This window comes from Kingella kingae, assembly GCF_900475905.1.
Classification (GTDB): Bacteria; Pseudomonadota; Gammaproteobacteria; order Burkholderiales; family Neisseriaceae; genus Kingella; species Kingella kingae.
Window position 1 is genome coordinate 1,482,949 of sequence record NZ_LS483426.1, and the last position, 18,828, is coordinate 1,501,776.

16 protein-coding genes and 1 tRNA gene are annotated in these 18,828 nt (G+C 45.6%); 12 read left to right on the forward strand and 5 right to left on the reverse strand.

Annotation, left to right across the window (positions count from 1 at the left end):
• Positions 1-35: 35 nt before the first annotated feature.
• Positions 36-1,853, reverse strand: coding sequence for a translational GTPase TypA (typA, locus tag DQN52_RS07935; protein WP_003786789.1), 1,818 nt, complete (start codon positions 1,851-1,853; stop codon positions 36-38).
• A gap of 176 nt (positions 1,854-2,029) precedes the next feature.
• On the opposite strand from typA, the gene DQN52_RS07940 reads away from it, so the two are divergent.
• On the forward strand, positions 2,030-2,506 hold the full coding sequence (locus tag DQN52_RS07940; RefSeq protein ID WP_032827749.1) for an S-ribosylhomocysteine lyase: 477 nt from the start codon (positions 2,030-2,032) through the stop codon (positions 2,504-2,506).
• Positions 2,503-3,240, forward strand: a complete 738-nt coding sequence (locus DQN52_RS07945) for a 5'-methylthioadenosine/adenosylhomocysteine nucleosidase (RefSeq protein WP_003786785.1) — start codon at positions 2,503-2,505, stop codon at positions 3,238-3,240. The genes DQN52_RS07940 and DQN52_RS07945 overlap by 4 nt, the downstream gene beginning before the upstream one ends.
• 73 nt (positions 3,241-3,313) lie before the next feature.
• On the opposite strand, the gene DQN52_RS07950 is transcribed toward DQN52_RS07945, so the two are convergent.
• On the reverse strand, positions 3,314-3,919 hold the full coding sequence (locus tag DQN52_RS07950) for a nitroreductase family protein (RefSeq protein WP_003786783.1): 606 nt from the start codon (positions 3,917-3,919) through the stop codon (positions 3,314-3,316).
• Between the two features lie 140 nt (positions 3,920-4,059).
• Between DQN52_RS07950 and DQN52_RS07955 the strand changes: the two genes are divergently transcribed.
• The 7 genes from DQN52_RS07955 (at position 4,060) to DQN52_RS07985 (ending at position 7,547) form a co-directional block, all read left to right on the forward strand.
• The gene (locus tag DQN52_RS07955) at positions 4,060-4,353 is read left to right on the forward strand and encodes a DapH/DapD/GlmU-related protein (RefSeq protein WP_003786781.1); all 294 of its coding nucleotides are present in this window, start codon (positions 4,060-4,062) and stop codon (positions 4,351-4,353) included.
• Between the two features lie 75 nt (positions 4,354-4,428).
• Positions 4,429-5,115 (forward strand): tRNA (adenosine(37)-N6)-threonylcarbamoyltransferase complex dimerization subunit type 1 TsaB, encoded by a 687-nt coding sequence (gene tsaB / locus DQN52_RS07960; RefSeq protein WP_003786779.1) that lies wholly within the window; start codon positions 4,429-4,431, stop codon positions 5,113-5,115.
• Between the two features lie 2 nt (positions 5,116-5,117).
• On the forward strand, positions 5,118-5,462 hold the full coding sequence (locus DQN52_RS07965; protein WP_003786777.1) for a YraN family protein: 345 nt from the start codon (positions 5,118-5,120) through the stop codon (positions 5,460-5,462).
• A gap of 5 nt (positions 5,463-5,467) precedes the next feature.
• Positions 5,468-6,061 carry a phosphoheptose isomerase gene (locus DQN52_RS07970; RefSeq protein ID WP_003786775.1) on the forward strand — a complete coding sequence of 198 codons (594 nt, stop codon included), beginning with the start codon at positions 5,468-5,470 and terminating at the stop codon, positions 6,059-6,061.
• A 130-nt stretch (positions 6,062-6,191) separates the two neighbouring features.
• Entirely contained in the window at positions 6,192-6,827 is a 636-nt protein-coding gene (locus DQN52_RS07975; RefSeq protein WP_032827710.1) for a BON domain-containing protein, read from the forward strand.
• A 29-nt stretch (positions 6,828-6,856) separates the two neighbouring features.
• Positions 6,857-7,426, forward strand: a complete 570-nt coding sequence (locus DQN52_RS07980; RefSeq protein ID WP_003786770.1) for a hypothetical protein — start codon at positions 6,857-6,859, stop codon at positions 7,424-7,426.
• 45 nt (positions 7,427-7,471) lie between these two features.
• Positions 7,472-7,547: transfer RNA gene (locus DQN52_RS07985), tRNA-Lys, on the forward strand.
• Positions 7,548-8,062: 515 nt separating this feature from the next.
• On the opposite strand, the gene DQN52_RS07990 is transcribed toward DQN52_RS07985, so the two are convergent.
• Positions 8,063-10,309, reverse strand: a complete 2,247-nt coding sequence (locus DQN52_RS07990) for a nitric-oxide reductase large subunit (RefSeq protein WP_003786769.1) — start codon at positions 10,307-10,309, stop codon at positions 8,063-8,065.
• 448 nt (positions 10,310-10,757) lie between these two features.
• Here DQN52_RS07990 and nirK point away from each other — a divergent pair, with 448 nt between their 5' ends.
• Both nirK and DQN52_RS08000 read left to right on the forward strand, forming a co-directional pair.
• A complete protein-coding gene (nirK, locus tag DQN52_RS07995) occupies positions 10,758-12,290 on the forward strand; it encodes a copper-containing nitrite reductase (RefSeq protein ID WP_003786767.1) in 1,533 nt (510 codons plus the stop codon).
• Between the two features lie 91 nt (positions 12,291-12,381).
• The gene (locus tag DQN52_RS08000; protein ID WP_003786766.1) at positions 12,382-13,125 is read left to right on the forward strand and encodes a formylglycine-generating enzyme family protein; all 744 of its coding nucleotides are present in this window, start codon (positions 12,382-12,384) and stop codon (positions 13,123-13,125) included.
• A gap of 74 nt (positions 13,126-13,199) precedes the next feature.
• On the opposite strand, the gene DQN52_RS08005 is transcribed toward DQN52_RS08000, so the two are convergent.
• Positions 13,200-14,240: a zinc-dependent alcohol dehydrogenase family protein gene (locus DQN52_RS08005; RefSeq protein WP_003786765.1), complete on the reverse strand. Its 1,041-nt coding sequence runs from the start codon at positions 14,238-14,240 to the stop codon at positions 13,200-13,202.
• A 250-nt stretch (positions 14,241-14,490) separates the two neighbouring features.
• Here DQN52_RS08005 and DQN52_RS08010 point away from each other — a divergent pair, with 250 nt between their 5' ends.
• On the forward strand, positions 14,491-16,794 hold the full coding sequence (locus DQN52_RS08010) for a bifunctional acetate--CoA ligase family protein/GNAT family N-acetyltransferase (protein ID WP_003786763.1): 2,304 nt from the start codon (positions 14,491-14,493) through the stop codon (positions 16,792-16,794).
• Positions 16,795-16,877: 83 nt separating this feature from the next.
• Here DQN52_RS08010 and ftsH read toward each other — a convergent pair whose 3' ends face one another.
• Positions 16,878-18,815, reverse strand: a complete 1,938-nt coding sequence (ftsH, locus tag DQN52_RS08015) for an ATP-dependent zinc metalloprotease FtsH (RefSeq protein WP_003786762.1) — start codon at positions 18,813-18,815, stop codon at positions 16,878-16,880.
• Between the last annotated feature and the right edge of the window lie 13 nt (positions 18,816-18,828).

Here is an 18,828-nt window from a genome sequence, read left to right on the forward strand (position 1 = left end):
GTAAAGCAGCCTGCACTTTAACTGTGAGTATTTAATTAGTCTTTCTTCGCAGCAGAGAACTGACGGCGACGCTCTTGTTCGCTCAAATAGCGTTTACGCAAGCGGATAGAAAGGGGCGTGATTTCCACCAGTTCGTCATCATCAATAAACTCAACCGCGCTTTCCAAAGTCAATTTAATTGGCGTGGTCAGGCGCACCGCTTCGTCCGTACCACTCGCGCGAACATTGGTCAGTTTTTTACCTTTCAATGGGTTTACCACCAAATCGTTATCGCGGCTGTGAATACCGATAATCATACCTTCGTAAATTTTATCGTTTGGCGACACGAACATGCGACCACGGTCTTCCAAGTTCCACAACGCATAAGCGACCGCTTCGCCCTGCTCTTGCGACACCATCACACCATTGTGTCGCCCAGGCATATCAGGTTTCACAGGCGCGTAATCGTCAAACACGTGGCTCATCAAGCCTGTACCGCGTGTCATCGTCATAAATTCGCCTTGGAAACCAATCAAGCCGCGCGCAGGAATGTGGTATTCCAAACGTGTGCGACCGTTACCGTCACTTTCCATATTCGTCAATTCGCCACGGCGGCGACCCAATTCTTCCATGACCGCACCTTGATTCTCATCAGGCACATCGACAGTCAAATTCTCGTAAGGTTCGCATTTTTCGCCGTTGATTTCACGGAACACAACGCGTGGTTTACCCACAGCCAATTCGTAACCTTCACGGCGCATATTTTCCAACAAAATCGTCAAATGCAATTCGCCACGACCAGACACACGGAATACGTCAGCATCTGCCGTATCTTCGACGCGCAACGCCACGTTGGTCAGCAATTCTTTAGTCAAACGGTCGCGGATTTGGCGAGACGTTACAAATTTACCTTCTGTGCCTGCCAATGGGCTGGTGTTTACCATAAAGTCCATGGTCAAAGTTGGTTCATCGACACTCAACATTGGCACGCCAACAGGATTTTCTTTATCGCAAATCGTTACGCCGATACCGATTTCTTCAATACCTGAAATAATCACGATGTCGCCCGCTTCCGCTTCGTCTTGCGGTACGCGTTCCAAACCTTTGAAGCCTAACAATTGGTTGATGCGACCCGTAGCCACTTGTTCTTCGTGATTCATTACAGCAACTTGCATACCTGGGCGGATTTTACCGTTCAACACGCGACCAATACCCAAACGACCCGTATAGTTATCGTAGTCTAGTTGCGAAATTTGCAGTTGCAATGGGGCTTCAGCGTCGCCGCTAGGAGCTGGTGTGTGTTTCAAGATTGTGTCAAACAATGGACGCATATCGGTTTCAGTGCCGTCTTCTTCCAAACGTGCGAAACCGCTCAAGCCTGAAGCGTAAACGATTGGGAAATCCAACTGCTCATCAGTTGCGCCCAAAGCATCAAATAATTCAAATGTTTGGTCGATTACCCAGCTTGCACGAGCAGACGGTTTGTCAATTTTGTTAATTACCACAATCGGTTTCAAGCCCAAAGCCAACGCTTTTTTGGTTACGAAACGAGTTTGTGGCATTGGACCTTCTTGCGCGTCCACCAACAGCACCACGCAATCCACCATACCCAAAACGCGCTCCACTTCGCCACCGAAATCCGCGTGTCCTGGTGTGTCTACGATGTTGATGTGATAGCCGTTGTATTCAATGGCGGTATTTTTTGCCAGAATCGTGATGCCACGTTCTTTTTCCAAATCGTTGCTGTCCATCACGCGCTCATCAACTTGTTGATTTTCGCGGAATGTGCCAGATTGGCGCAATAATTGGTCAACTAATGTGGTTTTGCCGTGGTCCACGTGGGCGATAATGGCAATGTTACGAATATTTTTCATGTTAAATTAAATCTTTGTGTACGAATGAGTAAAACGCGCCATTGTATCATAAATTTAAGCAAACAACTTGTATAAAGATAGCAATGCAGGCTGCTTTTAACATGGTAATTTTTATTTTGATACATTATAATTACGTCATAATTTTTTACCTTAAAACCAACACACAGTACTTCATTATGAACATCACTACCGAAAAAAGAATGAACGTAGAGAGCTTTAATTTGGACCATACCAAAGTAAAAGCCCCCTATGTGCGCCTTGCCTGCATCACAGATGGCGACCACGGTGATATTATCTATAAATACGACTTGCGCGTTTGCCAGCCCAATCAAGACCACATGGATATGCCGTCTTTGCATTCGCTGGAACATTTAATGGCAGAATTGTCGCGCAATCATTCCGATAAAATTGTGGACATTAGCCCAATGGGTTGCCAAACAGGCTTTTATGTAACCTTGTTGAATTTGCCCGAATACCAAGACGCACTTAACTTAATTGAAAAAACACTACGCGATGTCGTAGTGGCGACCGAAGTCCCTGCTTGCAACGTAGTGCAATGCGGTTGGGCGGCAAGTCACAGTTTAGAAGGCGCACAAAAAATCGCGCAATATTTGCTCGATAATCGCGTACAATGGGAGGAAATTTTCGCATGAGTCAGCAAGAATTAGATTTGTTTCATCCACAAATTATTGGCGTGATTGGCGCAATGGAAGCTGAAATCGCTTATTTGCGCAGCATCATGCACAACGTCAAAACACATCGTTTTGGACGTGATATTGTAATTTACACAGGACTTTTGTTTGATAAAGATATTGTGTTATGCCAGTCTGGCATCGGCAAAGTAAATGCGGCTATTGCCACCACATTGCTTATTGAACACTTTACACCTGATTGCGTCATCAACACAGGCTGTGCAGGTGGCGTTGGTGCAGGCTTAAAAGTGGGTGATGTGGTGATTGGTACACACATCATGTACCACGATGTTGATGTTACACCGTTTGGTTATCAATATGGTCAAGTACCTAAATTGCCTGTATTTTTCAACAGCAATAGCACTTTGATGTATGTGGCAGAACAAGCCGCAACAGTATTTAAAACTGCCAACGTAGTGCGCGGTTTGATTGTGAGTGGTGATTCGTTTATTCACAGCAAAGAAGATATTGCGCGTATCAAGAAACAGTTGCCTAATCCGCAAGCAGTAGAAATGGAAGCCGCTGCCATTGCACAAACTTGTTTTGAAATGGGCAAGCCATTTGTCATTATCCGCGCCATGTCGGATAGCGCGGAAGATGATGCAAAAGTGAGTTACGATACATTTTTAGTAACAGCATCGGGAAACTCTGCTCGCATGGTACACAAAATGATTCGCGCGTTTAGCGAAGAATAAATCTGTTAAACAATACCAAGCAGCCTGCACTTTTTGTCAAACCAAAGTGCAGGCTGCTTTTTAATCAACCAAATTATAAACCGTGAACTTGGAAACGTTCTTCAATCGGGTTAAACGCTTTTTCGCCAGCAGGTGCAGCAATGCCGCCAAACACCAACTGTGCGCGTAAAGTCCAATCGGCAGGGATATTCCATGTTTTTGCTACTTCTGCGTCAATCACAGGGTTGTAGTGCTGCAAGTTCGCGCCCACGCCTGCTGCGGCAAGCGTCGTCCAAATCGCGTATTGCGTCATCGCGTCCGCGTGGTCTGCCCACACAGGGAAGTTGGCTGCATAAGCCACAAATTGCTCTTGCAAACCTTTGACTACTTTTTGGTCTTCAAAGAACAACACGCTGCCTGCTGCTGCTTTAAACATATTCAATTTGTCTTCGGTTGGCTGGAAGTTTCCCGCAGGCACGATTTTACGCAATTCGTTGATGGCAATGTCCCACAATTTTTCGTGTTCCGCACCAAACAAAACCACTGCACGAGTGGATTGCGAGTTAAAAGACGATGGTGTGTGCTTAATCGCGTGTTCTACGATTTTTGCGACTTCGCTGGCTGCAATCGGCAAATCTTTGTTCAAAGCGTAAACAGAACGGCGTATTTCGGCGATTTGTTGCAGAACTTGTACTGACATAATCCTAATCCTTCTATTAAGAGTGAAAAAAACACTTGTATGATAACGATTTCGCGTTATTTTGAATAGCTATTTATGGTTTAAACAATCTTTCCTGTTAAGAAAACATCGCCTAGCGCAAGCAGCCTGCACATTGGGCCATGCTACAATTTGCGCCGATTCTTTCAATCCAGCCAACTTTGCTTGCGCCGAACGTGAAAATTTTTACCGCCGCCCATCCTTTGAACGCAGAAGAACGACTAAACGGCGGCGAATCGGGTCAGCCTGTTACGATTGGCGATAATTGCTGGATTGGCGGTGGCGCGATTATCAATCCAAATGTTACGTTGGGGAATAATGTCGTGGTCGCTTCGGGCGTGGTGGTGACGAAATCGTTTGGCGACAATGTGTTGATTAGTGGCTGCCCTACGCGTGTGATTAAAGAGTTGAAATAAATAGTCTGACTCAAAAGCAGCCTGCACTATTTCGCGTGCTATAATTTTGCCCAATTTTTTATTGAAGTAAACACAATGCAACCCGATTTCACGCGCCCTATTCTCGCCATTGACACCAGCACCACTTTTTTATCGCTCGCGCTACACAAAAGCAGCCTGCACTTTTCGTTTCACAAAGAAGTCGGCAACAAACAATCCGCGCAAATTTTGCCGCGCATTGCCGAATTATTCGCGCAAGCTGATTGCACGGCGGTGGATTTGGGCGCGATTGTGTATGCGAAAGGTGCAGGCGCGTTTACAGGTTTGCGGATTGGCGTGGGCGTGGCACAAGGTTTGGCGACACCGTTTGGCACGCCGATGATTGGCGTACCGTGTTTGGACGCGGTTGCCTATCAAATTCCCAATCATGAATGCGTGTTAGCCGCTACCGATGCGCGAATGGGCGAAGTGTTTTACGCATGGTTTGACACGAAAAATCATCGCCGTTTGAGTGATTACAGCGTAGGCAAAGCCAGCGAAATCGCGCTGCCTGAAAACCAAATCGCGGAAAACGCAAAAGGCGTGGGCAATGCGTTTGCGCTTACCGAACCGCCAGCATTTTCGGGCAACTTAAATATGCCGACTGCGGCGGATTATTTGGCGTTGGCACAAAGTGGGCGTTATGTGGCGTGTGCGCCTGAATTTGCCAAATTGCTGTATATTCGCGATAAAATTGCGCTGACGGCGGCGGAACAGGCAGCGCGGAAAGTGCAGGCTGCTTAAAAATGAAATTAACCCACCCAACAGGCAAAGCCGCCGAAGACCGCGCACTCGCCTTTTTGCAAACACAAGGCTGCAAACTCGTAGCACGGAATTGGCATTGCCCTTACGGCGAAATTGATTTAATCATGCGATTGGGCGATAAGTTATTATTTATAGAAGTGAAATTCCGTAAATCCGCCGCGTTTGGCGGTGCAGCATACAGCATTACCTCCAGAAAACTCGCCAAATTGCAACGCAGTATAGAATATTATTTACAAATCAACCAATTAAACACCCCATGCCGTTTAGATGCCGTTTTGCTGCAAGGCAACAATGCACCGCAATGGCTAACCAACATCACAGGATAATCCACATGAATTTACAAGAACGTGTTAGCGCACATTTTGAAGAAAGCATTAAAGTCAAACAGTTAGCGCAAGAAGTATTGAGCGAAGCCACCGCCGAAGCCGCTATACTGATGTTCAACGCATTAACCAACGACGGCAAAATTTTAGCGTGTGGCAATGGCGGTTCAGCCGCCGACGCGCAACATTTCGCCGCCGAAATGACAGGACGATTTGAGCAAGAACGCATGGAATTAGCCGCCGTCGCGCTGACCACCGATACGTCCGCGCTGACCGCCATTGGCAACGACTACGGCTTTGACCATATTTTCAGCAAACAAGTTCGCGCATTGGGGCGCGTTGGCGACGTGTTAATCGGCATTTCCACATCAGGCAATTCGGGCAACGTCATTGAAGCAATTAAAGCCGCCCACGAACGCGACATGAAAGTCGTGGCGTTCACAGGACGCGACGGCGGAAAAATCGCCGCAATGTTGAAAGACGGCGACGTATTACTCAACGTGCCGTATCCGCGCACCGCTCGCATTCAAGAAGTGCATATTTTGTTGGTTCACGCGATTTGCGACAGCATTGATACGATGTTGATGGACGGCATAGCATAAATCATCATTCAAAGTGCAGGCTGCTTTGTTGTTTCCTGAACAAAGCAGCCTGCACTTTCAAACATATAGCGAATTGATACAAAACACGTTAAAATCCAGTTCTTCCGTAATTGACTAGACGAGATAAATGATGACTACCTTACCCTATCGCCTTAAATTGGTTGCTACTGTTTTAACCGCCATATTCGTACTAAACGGCTGCGTGGCGGCTGCATTGGGTACGGCTGCTGTTGGCGTAAATTCAATTGCCGACCGCCGCAGCACAGGTTCGCAAACCGATGACGAAGTGATGGAATTGCGCGTTAAAAACAATGCGATGACAGCCATCAAACAAATCAACCCACAAACAACCGCATCCGTGTCAGTTGTTAGCTACAACCGAAAAATCCTTTTGCTGGGGCAAGTGCCAACCGAAACCGAGCGACAAGCTGCCGAGCAAGTTGCACGCAGCGAAAAAAATCAAGAAACTGTGTACAACCATATTCAGCTATCTTCTGCGAATCGCACCCTATCCAATATCAACTACGATACATGGATAACATCAAAAATCCGCAGCCGCTTGTTTACCGTGCCGGACGTGTACGCAGGGCATGTCAAAGTGGTTACATATAATGGCATTACTTATTTACTGGGTGTTCTAACACCGCAACAACAAGCCGCAGTAGTAGAACGCGTTAGCACCACTTCTGGTGTACACCGTGTCGTTACTTTATTTGAAAATTATCAGCCATCGTCCGCCACACAAACCAGCAATACCGTGCAATAATTAAAAGCAGCCTGCACATTGGAAACCTCATGTCAAAAAATGTAAAACCCCAGAAACGCCGTATCACTTTCGCCAATATTATGATTACCTTATTGGCGTTAGGTACATTCACCGTAGCTGGATTGATTTATTTGCTTTACCAAGAAATCAGTCGAACACCACAAACCACAGCCGAAAATTATCAACAACAGCAAGAGCAAGCAAAGCAAATTCAAATTTTATCGCCAGATGGCAAAGTGAGCACACAAAGCGCATCTGCTCCTATTCAGCCTGCAAACAAAATAGCCGCTATTGATGAAATCACACAAGCAGCTTCTGAACCAACAGAAGAAATAACCCAAGCCGAGCCTGTTGCGGCACCACCTACTCGCAGGCAAACCAAAAAACCTGTCACTGCAATTGAACCTGTAACAGAAGTTGTACAAGAGCGTGCGTTAGAACCAACTAATAAACTGCAAATCCAACAAGCTAGAGAACTTACACCTAATCCGATCCCAGTTCGCCGACAAGAAGCAGTAGAGCGTACGCTAACGCCTATGTCCAATAGCGGCGGACAATCTAATTCAGGTGATGCCACAGGCGCGTTATTTGGCGAATAATTTGCTTGACATATTAGTAGCTAGTCTGTATCATGTAAATCTTTCGGGTCGTTAGCTCAGTCGGTAGAGCAGCGGACTTTTAATCCGTTGGTCGAGCGTTCGAATCGCTCACGACCCACCAGATAAATCAAAGAGTTAGGTTTTGTACTTAACTCTTTATTTTTTATTGTGTACGTTTTGTGGACGTATTTTGCATAAATCAAACTAATCCGCAGTGGGCAATTTCACCCAAAAATAAACTAAATAAATGGCTTTATCAAAAAAGGCATACTACTACAAGTATGCCTTTATATTTTTTGTTGGTTACACTCGATTTCTTTATGAATATAGTTAGTAATGTTTCAACAGCTTTATACTTCACTTGATTCAAAGCTATCACAACAAGAATTCCGTATGGTGTATTATAGTGAATTAAATTTAGATTAGTACCGCGTTGCCAACTCCCTTATGTACTAGCTGTACACGGCGGTCGTTGTCACCTTGTCCTAATCTAAATTTAAACCACTATAATAAGAAAATTTTGATTCTGTCATCCCCAAAAGAGTAACTTAATACAATACAACTTCAAATAAAAAGCAGCCTGCACTCTTGTATCATCAAAAGTGCAGGCTGCTTTTCTATACATCACGCCAATGTTTAGGCTTTTTTATCTTTGCTCAAAGACATTTTGATTACTTGGAACGCAAAGAAGCATGCGCCACTAATAAACACCAAGTCAGACAAAGTACGAATCCAGCGGAACATTTCCAAGAATCCTTGTTGAACGAACTCTTCGCTGCGTGCATACCACAAACCATGTGTAATAGACGCTGCTGCTTGGAAAATACCGATTGGCAACAAGCTAGATACAATCATGCCAACCAAGCCACCGTTCAGCAACCAGAAGCCGATGGTCATTTGTTTTTCGTTGTAAGTAAAGTCTGGCTTGATGTAGCAGCCAACCAACAACACAAAACCCAATGCCAAGAAGCCATACACACCAAACAATGCTGCGTGAGCGTGTACTGCAGTGGTGTTCAAACCTTGCAAGTAGAACAATTGGATAGGTGGGTTAATCAAGAAACCAAATACACCTGCGCCCAACATATTCCAGAATGCTACGGCGGTGAAGCACATCAAAGGCCAACGCAAACGCTTCATCCAAGGTGCAGCGTGTTGATAAGACCAATGTTCATACGCTTCATGACCCAACAGAATCAATGGCACAACTTCCAATGCAGAGAACGATGCACCTGCCGCCATTACTGGTGTGGTTGTACCTGTAAAGTACAAGTGGTGGAATGTACCAGGTACACCGCCTACCAAGAACAAACTGCCGGCAACCAATGATGCGGTTGTAGCCGATTTGTAGCTCACCAAGCCCAAGTTGTAGAAAATAAACGCCAAGGCTGCGGTTGCGAATACTTCAAAGAAGCCTTCCACCCATAAGTGAACCACCCACCAACGCCAGTATTCCATAACTGCCAAAGTCGTGTGTTCACCATAGAACAAGCCTGGTGCATAGAACGCGCCTACGCCCACAATCGATGCTACGAAAATCGTCAGCAAGTTTTTGTCGCCGCCTTGTTTGAACGCTGGCAACGCGCAACGCAACATCAAGAACAACCACAACAAGAAACCAACAGTTAGCAATAATTGCCAGAAGCGACCCAAGTCCAAGTATTCGTAACCTTGATGACCAAACCAGAAGTTTGCGCTACCAGACAATTTGTTCAACACGATAGAAGTGAAGTTACCTGCATACGAACCTGCTACCACAATAAACAATGCCACATACAGCAAGTTCACGCCCAAAGCTTGGAATTTAGGGTCTTTGCCACCGTTCAACACAGGGGCAATGAACAAACCAGCAGTCAAGAAACCAGTCGCAATCCAGAACAAGGCAGATTGCAAGTGCCAAGTACGCGCCAACGAGTAAGGCAAAATGTCAGACAATGGAATGCCATAAAAATGCTGACCTTCAATCGTGTAGTGCGCCACCAAGCCACCCAACAAAATTTGCACGATGAACAAAATCACAGTCAAAGCAGCGTATTTCCACAACGCTTTTTGTGATGGAGTCAATACAATTTTTGCCAATGGGTCAGCCGCCGGTGCTTCTGGCTCTTTTTCATGACTACGCAAGAAGTGGTAGCCCCAAACCAAGAAACCCACACCCATCAACAAGAACACCACAGACGCAAACGACCACATATAGTTTTCAGTTGTCGGTTTGTTATCAATCAACGGCTCGTGTGGCCAGTTGTTGGTATAAGTTGCTACTGAACCTGGGCGATTTGCCGATGCTGTCCAAGAAGTCCAGAAGAAGAAGCGAGTTAAGTTTTTACGCGCTTCTGCATCAGGCAATGTATTGGTTTTCATGGCAAAATTGTCGCGTGTTTTGTCATACGCAGGATTGTCGCCATACAAATCAATGTAGTATTGTGAAACTTGCTCAATCGCTTTTACACGTGTATCAGACAATTTAACTGTGCCTGATTCATCCATTGCGCTTTGTTCACGGTATTCGGTTTTCAAACGGAATTGCAACGCCGCTTTTTGCTCAGTTGTCAATTCATCAAATTTTTTGCCATGTTCGGCTTGAGCGGTCAATTCCAACCATGCCACCAATTCGCGGTGCAAGAAATCGGCTGTCCAGTCTGGGGCTTGGTATGCGCCATGACCCAAAACCGAACCCAACTCCATACCACCTGTACTTTGCCAAGCCGATTGACCTTGCAAAATATTGTCCTTGGTAATAACGGTTTGACCCGATGCTGAAACAAATTGCTCTGGGAATGGTGGTGCTTGACGGTAAACCTCAACCCCCAAATAGCCCAGTAGCCCGAAAGTAATGGTCAGTACACAAATCAATATGTACCACAGCTTTTTATACTGCCCCATGTTGTGCTCCTAAAAATTTTAAGTGGATAAAACGTTATTTACTTCATATTAATTCATTAATTATGAATGTTAAAGATTGTAGCACGATTGTATTGTATTGTTGACACTTTTACCTGAAAAATGTGATTATTTCTTGATTTTTATCATGTAAAAAATATTCATCTATTTAAAAATTCTTAATAATCAATTTTTTAAACAAAACAAAAAGAAATAATCAAATAAAATGAATTATTGATTTTAATCAAAGTACCTAAACCATTCTTAACAGATAATGCATTCAAATTAATTTATGCAAAGATATGCCCAATTTTCTAAAATAATTAATAATTAAGCACTATAAACCTGATGTGACCTTTGGATTAAACGGATTAAAAAAATTAGTCGCAACTGCACAATGCAGGCTGCTTTGATAATATCTTTCCCCTCCATAACATAAGGAACTTAAACCATGAAAATCTGTACTTTAGCTGCTCTTATTGCTTCGGCTTTTGCGCTAACTGCGTGCCAGCAGCCACAAACCTCTGCAAAACCTGCAGAACCCGCTTCTACAAAACCTGCTGAAACAACCGCAGCTTCTAGCCCTGCACAAGCTGCGCCAGCTCAAGCTGCATCTGAACCAGAAGTAGCTGCTGCTGACTTGCCTGTCATTGATGCAGTTTTAACTCATGCGCCAGAAGCACCACCACCAGTTAATCGTAATCATGCTGCTCGCGTGAAAGTGAAAATTGAAATCCAAGAAAAAGTTATGCGTATGGCAGACGGCGTGGAATACAAATTCTGGACATTTGGCGGTCAAGTACCTGGTCAAATGATTCGTGTACGCGAGGGCGATATTGTAGATGTAGAATTTGCTAACCGTTCGGATTCTACTGTGCCACACAACATTGACTTTCACGCAGCAACAGGTCCTGGCGGTGGTGCAGAAGCATCATTTACTGCGCCTGGTCACGTGAGCAATTTCAGCTTTAAAGCCTTGCAACCTGGTTTGTATATTTACCACTGTGCAACTGCACCCGTGGGTATGCACATTGCCAACGGTATGTATGGTTTGATTTTGGTTGAACCAAAAGAGGGCTTGCCACCTGTGGACAAAGAATTCTATGTGGTTCAAGGCGACTTTTATACCAAAGGTAAATACGGTGAAGCTGGCTTGCAACCATTCGACATGGAAAAAGCGATTCGCGAACAACCTGATTACGTTGTATTCAACGGCAATGTAGGTTCTATCGCAGGCGATAATGCACTTAAAGCCAAAGTGGGCGACAAAATCCGCTTATTCGTAGGTAATGGCGGTCCAAATTTGGTGTCTTCATTCCACGTGATTGGTGAGATTTTTGATACCGTTTATGTAGAAGGCGGCGCATTGAAAAACCACAACGTTCAAACCACATTAGTACCTGCTGGTGGCGCGGCAATTGTTGATTTCAAAGTAGATGTTCCTGGTACATACAACTTGGTTGACCACTCTATCTTCCGTACGTTTAACAAAGGTGCGCTGGGTCAAATCAAAGTAGAAGGCGAAGAAAACAAAGACATCTTCTCTGGTAAATTGACCGAAGGTATTTACCATAGCGAAGGTGGTGCGATTCAAACCGCTCCTTTGACTGCTAGCGAAACTGCAAAAGTAGCAGCAGGCCCTGCTACTGCTTCTAGCAAAGAAGACCGCATCAAACTGGGTGAAACCGTTTATAAAGCAAACTGCTTGGCGTGTCACGGCGTAGAAGGTAAAGGCGTGGAAGGTGCATTCCCTCCATTGGCTGAATCAGATTACTTGAACGCGGACTACAAACGCGGTATCCAAGCGGTTGTAAAAGGCTTGTCAGGCGAAATCACTGTAAACGGCAAAAAATTCAACAGCGTGATGCCAGCCGTTGCATTGAATGACGAAGATGCTGCCAACGTATTGACTTTCGTGTTGAACAGCTTTGGCAACAAAGGCGGCGAAGTAAAACCTGAAGAAATTGCTGCTGCTCGCAAGTAATACCACAACGATTACCTTGTAAGTAAAGAAACTGCCTGTAACTCTGGAACGGTTCAGGCAGTTTTAGCGCATTCAAGAAAGGGACATTTTCATGAATATTCGTTTGATTTTTTTAGCAACCACATTAAGCATAAGCAGCCTGCACGCAGCAGATATGGTAAACATTAAAGGTGGTAGCTATCGCCCTTTGTACCTTAAAAAAAATACACCACTGATTCCTGTTAAAGCGTTTAGCTTGGACAAAACTGCTGTAACCAACGCTGAATTTGCTCAATTTATCAAGCAAAATCCGCAATGGCAGCGTGGCAAAGTTTCAACTCGCCATGCAGAAAGCAAATATTTGACCCATTGGCTCAAACAAGGCAGTGACTATACCTACAAACCTGCCGATGCCAATAAACCTGTGGTCAATGTTTCTTGGTTTGCGGCTCATGCGTATTGCACGTCACAAGGCAAGCGCTTGCCAACGATTGATGAGTGGGAATACGCTGGCTTGGCATCGGAAACCCAAGCCAATGGCACAAGCGAAGAAGGCTACAATCGCCGTATTTTAGATTGGTATGCCAGCGGACAACAAAGTTTGCGTTCAGTAGGCAAAGACAAGCCAAATTTTTGGGGCGTACACGATATGCACGGCATGATTTGGGAGTGGACCGAAGACTATAACAGTAGCTTACTCAGCGCAGGTTCAGCCAATTCCAGCTTGTTTTGCGGTGGTGGCAGTAGCAATAGCACCGACCCAAGCAATTATGCAGCGTTTATGCGCTATGGCATTCGCACCAGTTTGCAAGCACCGTTTGTGTTGAGTAACTTGGGCTTTCGTTGCGCGAAATAAATCGTAACAATAAAAAGCAGCCTGCACTTTCTATTTATCAAAAAGTGCAGGCTGCTTTTTTATTCAAACAACCATCAATCCATGGTCAAAACGACTTTCATCGCATTGTGTTCAGATGCGTGTTTGAACACATCGTATGCTTGTTCCAATTCGCTGAATTTGAAATGGTGCGTCAGCATTTTGGTATAGTCCACGCTGCTGGTTGAAATCGCTTTCATCAACATTTCGGTTGTGTTCGCGTTTACCAAACCTGTGGTAATGGTCAAGTTTTTAATCCACAATTTTTCTAGTTTGAAATCAACTGGTTTACCGTGTACACCCACCACAGACACGTTACCACCTGCTTTCACGATGTCTTGACACATATCCCAAGTTGCTGGCAAGCCAACCGCCTCAATCGCTACGTCCACACCATCTGTGCCAACAATATCAAACACTTGTTTCGCCACATCGCCCGAAGCTGGATTCACAACGTGTGTCGCGCCCAATTCTTTTGCCATTTTCAAGCGGTTTTCGTCCATATCGCACATAATCAATTTAGATGGGCTGTATAACTGCGCCGTCAGCAATGCAGACATACCTACTGGGCCTGCGCCTGCAATAAACACGGTATCACCTGGGCAAACATCACCATATTGCACGCCAATTTCGTGTGCGGTTGGCAATGCGTCTGACAGCAACAACGCCACTTCTTCGTTTACATCGTCTGGCAACACAATCAAGCTATTATCGGCATAAGGCGTACGCACAAATTCTGCTTGTGTGCCGTTAATCATGTAACCCAAAATCCAGCCACCATTGCGGCAGTGTGAATACAACTGAACTTTACAGTTATCGCAAGTACAACATTTAGACACGCAAGAAATAATCACTTTGTCGCCGACTTTGATGTTTTTAACCGCCAAGCCGACTTCTTCCACAATGCCGATGCCTTCGTGTCCCAAAATGCGACCTGCATCAATTTCTGGATTTTTGCCTTTCCAAATGCCCAAATCTGTGCCACAAATCGTGGTTTTGGTGATGCGGACTACTGCATCAGTTGGGTCAATAATGGTTGGTTTGGCGTGTTCTTCAAAACGGATGTCATTTTCACCGTAATAAGCCATTGCTTTCATTTTGCATACTCCTTATGCTGGTTGAAAAATCCTGTTAGCGTTATTTATATTCCTATTGCATTTTGATGTCAAATTCTTTACATTTCAATGTGTTATATTGTAACAAAATGTAAATTCGCATAGAAATTTGCTTATTTTTTGATGCGTATCAGAGCAATCGATAAACAAGAATTTTGCTTTATTTTCGGCAGATTTTGCGCCAAAATGCAAGCTGCTTTGGTTATTGAATTGGCAAAAAAAGGAATCTTATATGCTTCACGCTCTTCATTCTGTTTTTTATCCGCAAGCGATTGCTGTGATTGGTGCGTCTGACCGTCATGGCAGCTTGGGGCGACAAGTGTTTTCGCAACTGTGTGCCGATGCGGTTGCGCCGATTATTGTGCCTGTTAATCCCAGTCATAAAACGGTTGGCGGTCAAAAATCCTACGAAAATATTGCCGATGCAGTAGCAGAGCAGCCTGCACTCGATATGGCGATTGTGATTTTGTCGGCAGATAAATTAAGCACGATTTTGCGCGAAATCGCCAAAACGCCTATCAAACAAGTGGTGCTGATTAACGAAATCGACACGCCCAACCCAGCCGTGAGCGCGAAATTAGACAAAATCGCTGAATACGCTCAAAAACGCGGCATTGCCTTGTTGGCGGTTACTACGTTAGGTTTACAAGGTTTGCTTGCGCCGCCCAAACAAGCAGCCTGCGCCTATATTGGACAATCGGCTGGCATTGCAGGCTGCATGGAGCAATATGCGCGTGAACGCAATATGCAATTTAGCCGTTTTGTGACCCTGAATCCGCAAAATTATCCCGTTAGCACAGGGCAAATTATCGATTTTATCGCTACCGAATCCAGCACCACTGCTTTGTTGATTCATGTGAGTGTGCTGGACAACACGCGCGAATTGATTAGCGCATTGCAGGCTGCTTCTCAACGCAAACCCGTTATCGTGCTAACTACCCTGCCCGATTTGGAGCAAGAAACGCTGTTTAATCAAGCATTAAATCGCGCCAAAATTTTGAGCGTGCAAACTTTGACGCAATTTTTTACGGCTGCCAAACTCATTCACACAGGCATCATCAGTCGCGGCAATCGTTTGCACATTATCAGCAACACGCCGCACATTAGCGCATTGGCACGCAAAACACTGGCACACACACCTTTGCTTTTGGCTGATGTCAATTCGCGCACATTAGCCAAAATCCTGCCCTATAAACCGCCTGCCTATAATCCTTTGGATTTGCCTGCCGACATTGCGCCTGCGGTATTTCAATCGTTGGTGCAACACAGTCTGCAAGACGATTCGTGCGATGCCACTTTGGTGATTTATGCAGGACAAGCCAGCAACGACAGCTATCAAATCGCACAAATAATTTCTGGTTTACAAAAACACAGTCGCAAACCCTTGCTGCTCACTTGGCTTGGCTCTGCTGCCAATGCTGACACGCTGGCTTTGTTCAATCAACAAAAAAATCTGCACTTTAAACAGCCAGAACACGCATTACACGCGCTGGTGCAGCTACACGCCTATTATCAACATCAACAAAAACGCTACACTTTGGCATCGTTCCACGACTATCGCTATGCCGCCGCCGCTGCCGATGAATTGCACAAACATTTGCGCCCACTACTACCCGTTGCCGTGTTGCCCGCAGGCAAAACCAATACGGCATATTTACTGACCGCATTGCAAACCTATCATTTGCCCAAAAGCAAAACGCCCACACAACTGCATTGGCATTGGGAACGCACGCCCAACTTTGGACAAGTGTTGCATTTACACAACGAACACGCGCAAATTAGCCTGCTGCCGCCCATATCGCCCGAAATGGCAATAAGCAGCCTGCACCAATTAAATTTACCCGTGTCCGAATGGTGCGATTGGCTGCTCAACGCCTGCGATATTTTGTGCAGGCTGCCTGAAATTCACAGCACCACCCTATCGCTGCTTTACCATGATGACAAAGGCATAGCTTGCACCGATGCCAAATTGAATTTACAAGACCCCAACAGCGTAGACAATCCCAACGTATTCACGCCCTACCCGACCGCGCCAGAAGAAAGCATCACACTCGCCAATGGCAATGTGGTACGCCTACGCGCCGTCCGCGCCGAAGATGCCGTGTTGCTGCAACGCCTGCACGAAAGCATGGACGAGCGCAGCCGCTATTTGCGCTTTATGACCGTGTCGCCCGAAATCCCGCCTGCGCTGTTAGCAAAATTAAGCCAGCCCGATTATTCGCGCGAATACGCCCTGCTGCTGCACGATGACGAACACACACCATTGGCACACGCGCATTACACCGCCGACACGCACGGACAAAGCTGCGAATTTGGCATCAGCATCGCAAGCAGCCTGCACGGTCAAGGCGTTGGCACGATGTTGATGCAGCGGTTGATTAGCCATGCGCGTGAACAAGGTTTCGCCCAAATTCGTGCCGAAATTTTGGCGGATAACCACCCGATGCAAAAATTGGCACTCAAACTCGGGTTTGTGTTGGCGAAAAATCCGCACGATTCGGGTTTGGTTGATGCTAGTTTGAGTTTGGGAATGTAAAAAGCAGCCTGCGTTTTTAATCAACAAAAAATGCAGGCTGCTTTGAACCATTCCAAAGCAGCCTGCACTTTATTGATTACACCTTATTCAGGCGTTTTATTTACACTTTCCACACTCGGTTGAACCGTTTCCGATTCAGGCAAAGTCGCAAATTCACCGCCTGCCGATTCTTCAGTGCGAAGATTGTGGCTATAATCTTTTGGCGGACTTGGTTGCTTGCCTGCCATAATTTCCAGCACTTGGTCACGGTCAATGGTTTCCCATTCCATCAACGCTTTGCACATCGTTTCCATTTTGTCGCGATTTTCGCTCAAAATTTTGTACGCAACCGCATATTGCTCGTCCAAAATACGACGTACTTCCGCGTCCACTTCTTGCTGCGTTTTCTCGGAAATATGCTGCGAGCGCGTAACGCTACGACCCAAGAACACTTCGCCTTCGTTTTCCGCGTACACCATCACGCCCATTTTTTCGCTCATACCGAAACGTGTAACCATTTCACGCGCAATTTGCGTTGCACGTTCAAAGTCGTTTGATGCGCCAGTTGAAATGCGCCCAACGTAAATATCTTCCGCAATGCGACCGCCAAACAAAATAGACAGTTGGCTCAACATTTGGTCTTTGTACATGGAAATTCGGTCGCGTTCAGGCAGCTGCCAAGTCAAACCCAACGCACGTCCACGTGGCATAATCGTTACTTTGTGAACAGGGTCGGTAAACGGCAAACTTTCCGCCACAATCGCATGACCTGCTTCGTGATACGCGGTAGCACGTTTTTCGTCTTCGTGCATGACCATACTACGGCGTTCAGGGCCCATGTAAATTTTATCTTTCGCATCTTCAAAATCGCTTTGATCGACTTTCACTTTGTTGCGACGACCTGCAAACAATGCGGCTTCATTGACCAAATTCGCCAAATCCGCACCCGAGAAACCTGGTGTACCACGTGCCAAATCCACCAAATTCACGCTTTCATCAAGCGGCACTTTTTTCGCGTGAACATTCAAAATCGCTTCACGACCGCGAATATCTGGCAACGGCACAACCACTTGACGGTCAAAACGACCTGGGCGTTGTAACGCTGGGTCTAACACGTCTGGGCGGTTGGTTGCAGCAATCACAATCACAGTTTGATTGCTTTCAAAGCCATCCATTTCAACCAGCAATTGGTTCAAAGTTTGTTCGCGTTCATCGTTTCCGCCGCCCAAACCTGCGCCGCGTTGGCGACCCACCGCGTCAATTTCATCAATAAAAATAATGCAAGGCGCGTTTTTCTTCGCTTGTTCAAACATATCGCGCACACGGCTTGCGCCCACGCCGACAAACATTTCCACGAAATCCGAACCCGAAATACTGAAAAATGGCACGCCCGCTTCGCCTGCAATCGCTTTTGCTAACAAGGTCTTACCTGTACCTGGGCTACCTGCCAACAAAATACCGCGTGGCACACGCCCGCCCAACGATTGATAGCGGTCTGGGGCTTTTAAGTAGTCCACGATTTCTTGCACTTCTTCTTTGGCTTCATCGCAGCCAGCCACATCGGCAAATTTCACGGTGTTGGCATCTTTGTCCAACAATTTGGCACGCGATTTACCAAACGAAAATGCGCCGCCTTTGCCACCACCTGTTTGCGCGCGCATGAAATAAATCCACACTGCAATCAACAATAACACAGGCAACAAGCTCATAAACAAGCTACTTAAAAAGCTAGGTTTTTCGTCTGGTGTAACTTTAATACGAACTTTGTTTTCTTCTAACGTGCTGATTAATCTATCATCCAAAGGAGCATTGGTTGTAAATGTCGATTTGTCGCTATCGTTGCGCACGCCTGTAATCGCGTAGCCTGCTGGCGAACCTTCTAGATTAACATTGTTGATTTCTCCAGCTTTGACTTGCTGAATAAATTGAGAATATTCGATTTGTTTGCCATTGGTTTTCTTTTCTTGCATGGCATTGACGCCAAACGCGATGGCTAAAAATAGCGTACCCCAAACGACTAGATTTTTTAAATTGTTTCCCACAGAAACAAGCTCC

Excerpts from the sequence above, each read along its gene's own strand:
- typA (WP_003786789.1), bottom strand. The coding sequence starts at position 1,853 with ATGAAAAATATTCGTAACATTGCCATTATCGCCCACGTGGACCACGGC.
- DQN52_RS07940 (WP_032827749.1), top strand. The coding sequence starts at position 2,030 with ATGAACATCACTACCGAAAAAAGAATGAACGTAGAGAGCTTTAATTTG.
- DQN52_RS07945 (WP_003786785.1), top strand. The coding sequence starts at position 2,503 with ATGAGTCAGCAAGAATTAGATTTGTTTCATCCACAAATTATTGGCGTG.
- DQN52_RS07950 (WP_003786783.1), bottom strand. The coding sequence starts at position 3,919 with ATGTCAGTACAAGTTCTGCAACAAATCGCCGAAATACGCCGTTCTGTT.
- DQN52_RS07955 (WP_003786781.1), top strand. The coding sequence starts at position 4,060 with ATGCTACAATTTGCGCCGATTCTTTCAATCCAGCCAACTTTGCTTGCG.
- tsaB (WP_003786779.1), top strand. The coding sequence starts at position 4,429 with ATGCAACCCGATTTCACGCGCCCTATTCTCGCCATTGACACCAGCACC.
- DQN52_RS07965 (WP_003786777.1), top strand. The coding sequence starts at position 5,118 with ATGAAATTAACCCACCCAACAGGCAAAGCCGCCGAAGACCGCGCACTC.
- DQN52_RS07970 (WP_003786775.1), top strand. The coding sequence starts at position 5,468 with ATGAATTTACAAGAACGTGTTAGCGCACATTTTGAAGAAAGCATTAAA.
- DQN52_RS07975 (WP_032827710.1), top strand. The coding sequence starts at position 6,192 with ATGACTACCTTACCCTATCGCCTTAAATTGGTTGCTACTGTTTTAACC.
- DQN52_RS07980 (WP_003786770.1), top strand. The coding sequence starts at position 6,857 with ATGTCAAAAAATGTAAAACCCCAGAAACGCCGTATCACTTTCGCCAAT.
- DQN52_RS07990 (WP_003786769.1), bottom strand. The coding sequence starts at position 10,309 with ATGGGGCAGTATAAAAAGCTGTGGTACATATTGATTTGTGTACTGACC.
- nirK (WP_003786767.1), top strand. The coding sequence starts at position 10,758 with ATGAAAATCTGTACTTTAGCTGCTCTTATTGCTTCGGCTTTTGCGCTA.
- DQN52_RS08000 (WP_003786766.1), top strand. The coding sequence starts at position 12,382 with ATGAATATTCGTTTGATTTTTTTAGCAACCACATTAAGCATAAGCAGC.
- DQN52_RS08005 (WP_003786765.1), bottom strand. The coding sequence starts at position 14,240 with ATGAAAGCAATGGCTTATTACGGTGAAAATGACATCCGTTTTGAAGAA.
- DQN52_RS08010 (WP_003786763.1), top strand. The coding sequence starts at position 14,491 with ATGCTTCACGCTCTTCATTCTGTTTTTTATCCGCAAGCGATTGCTGTG.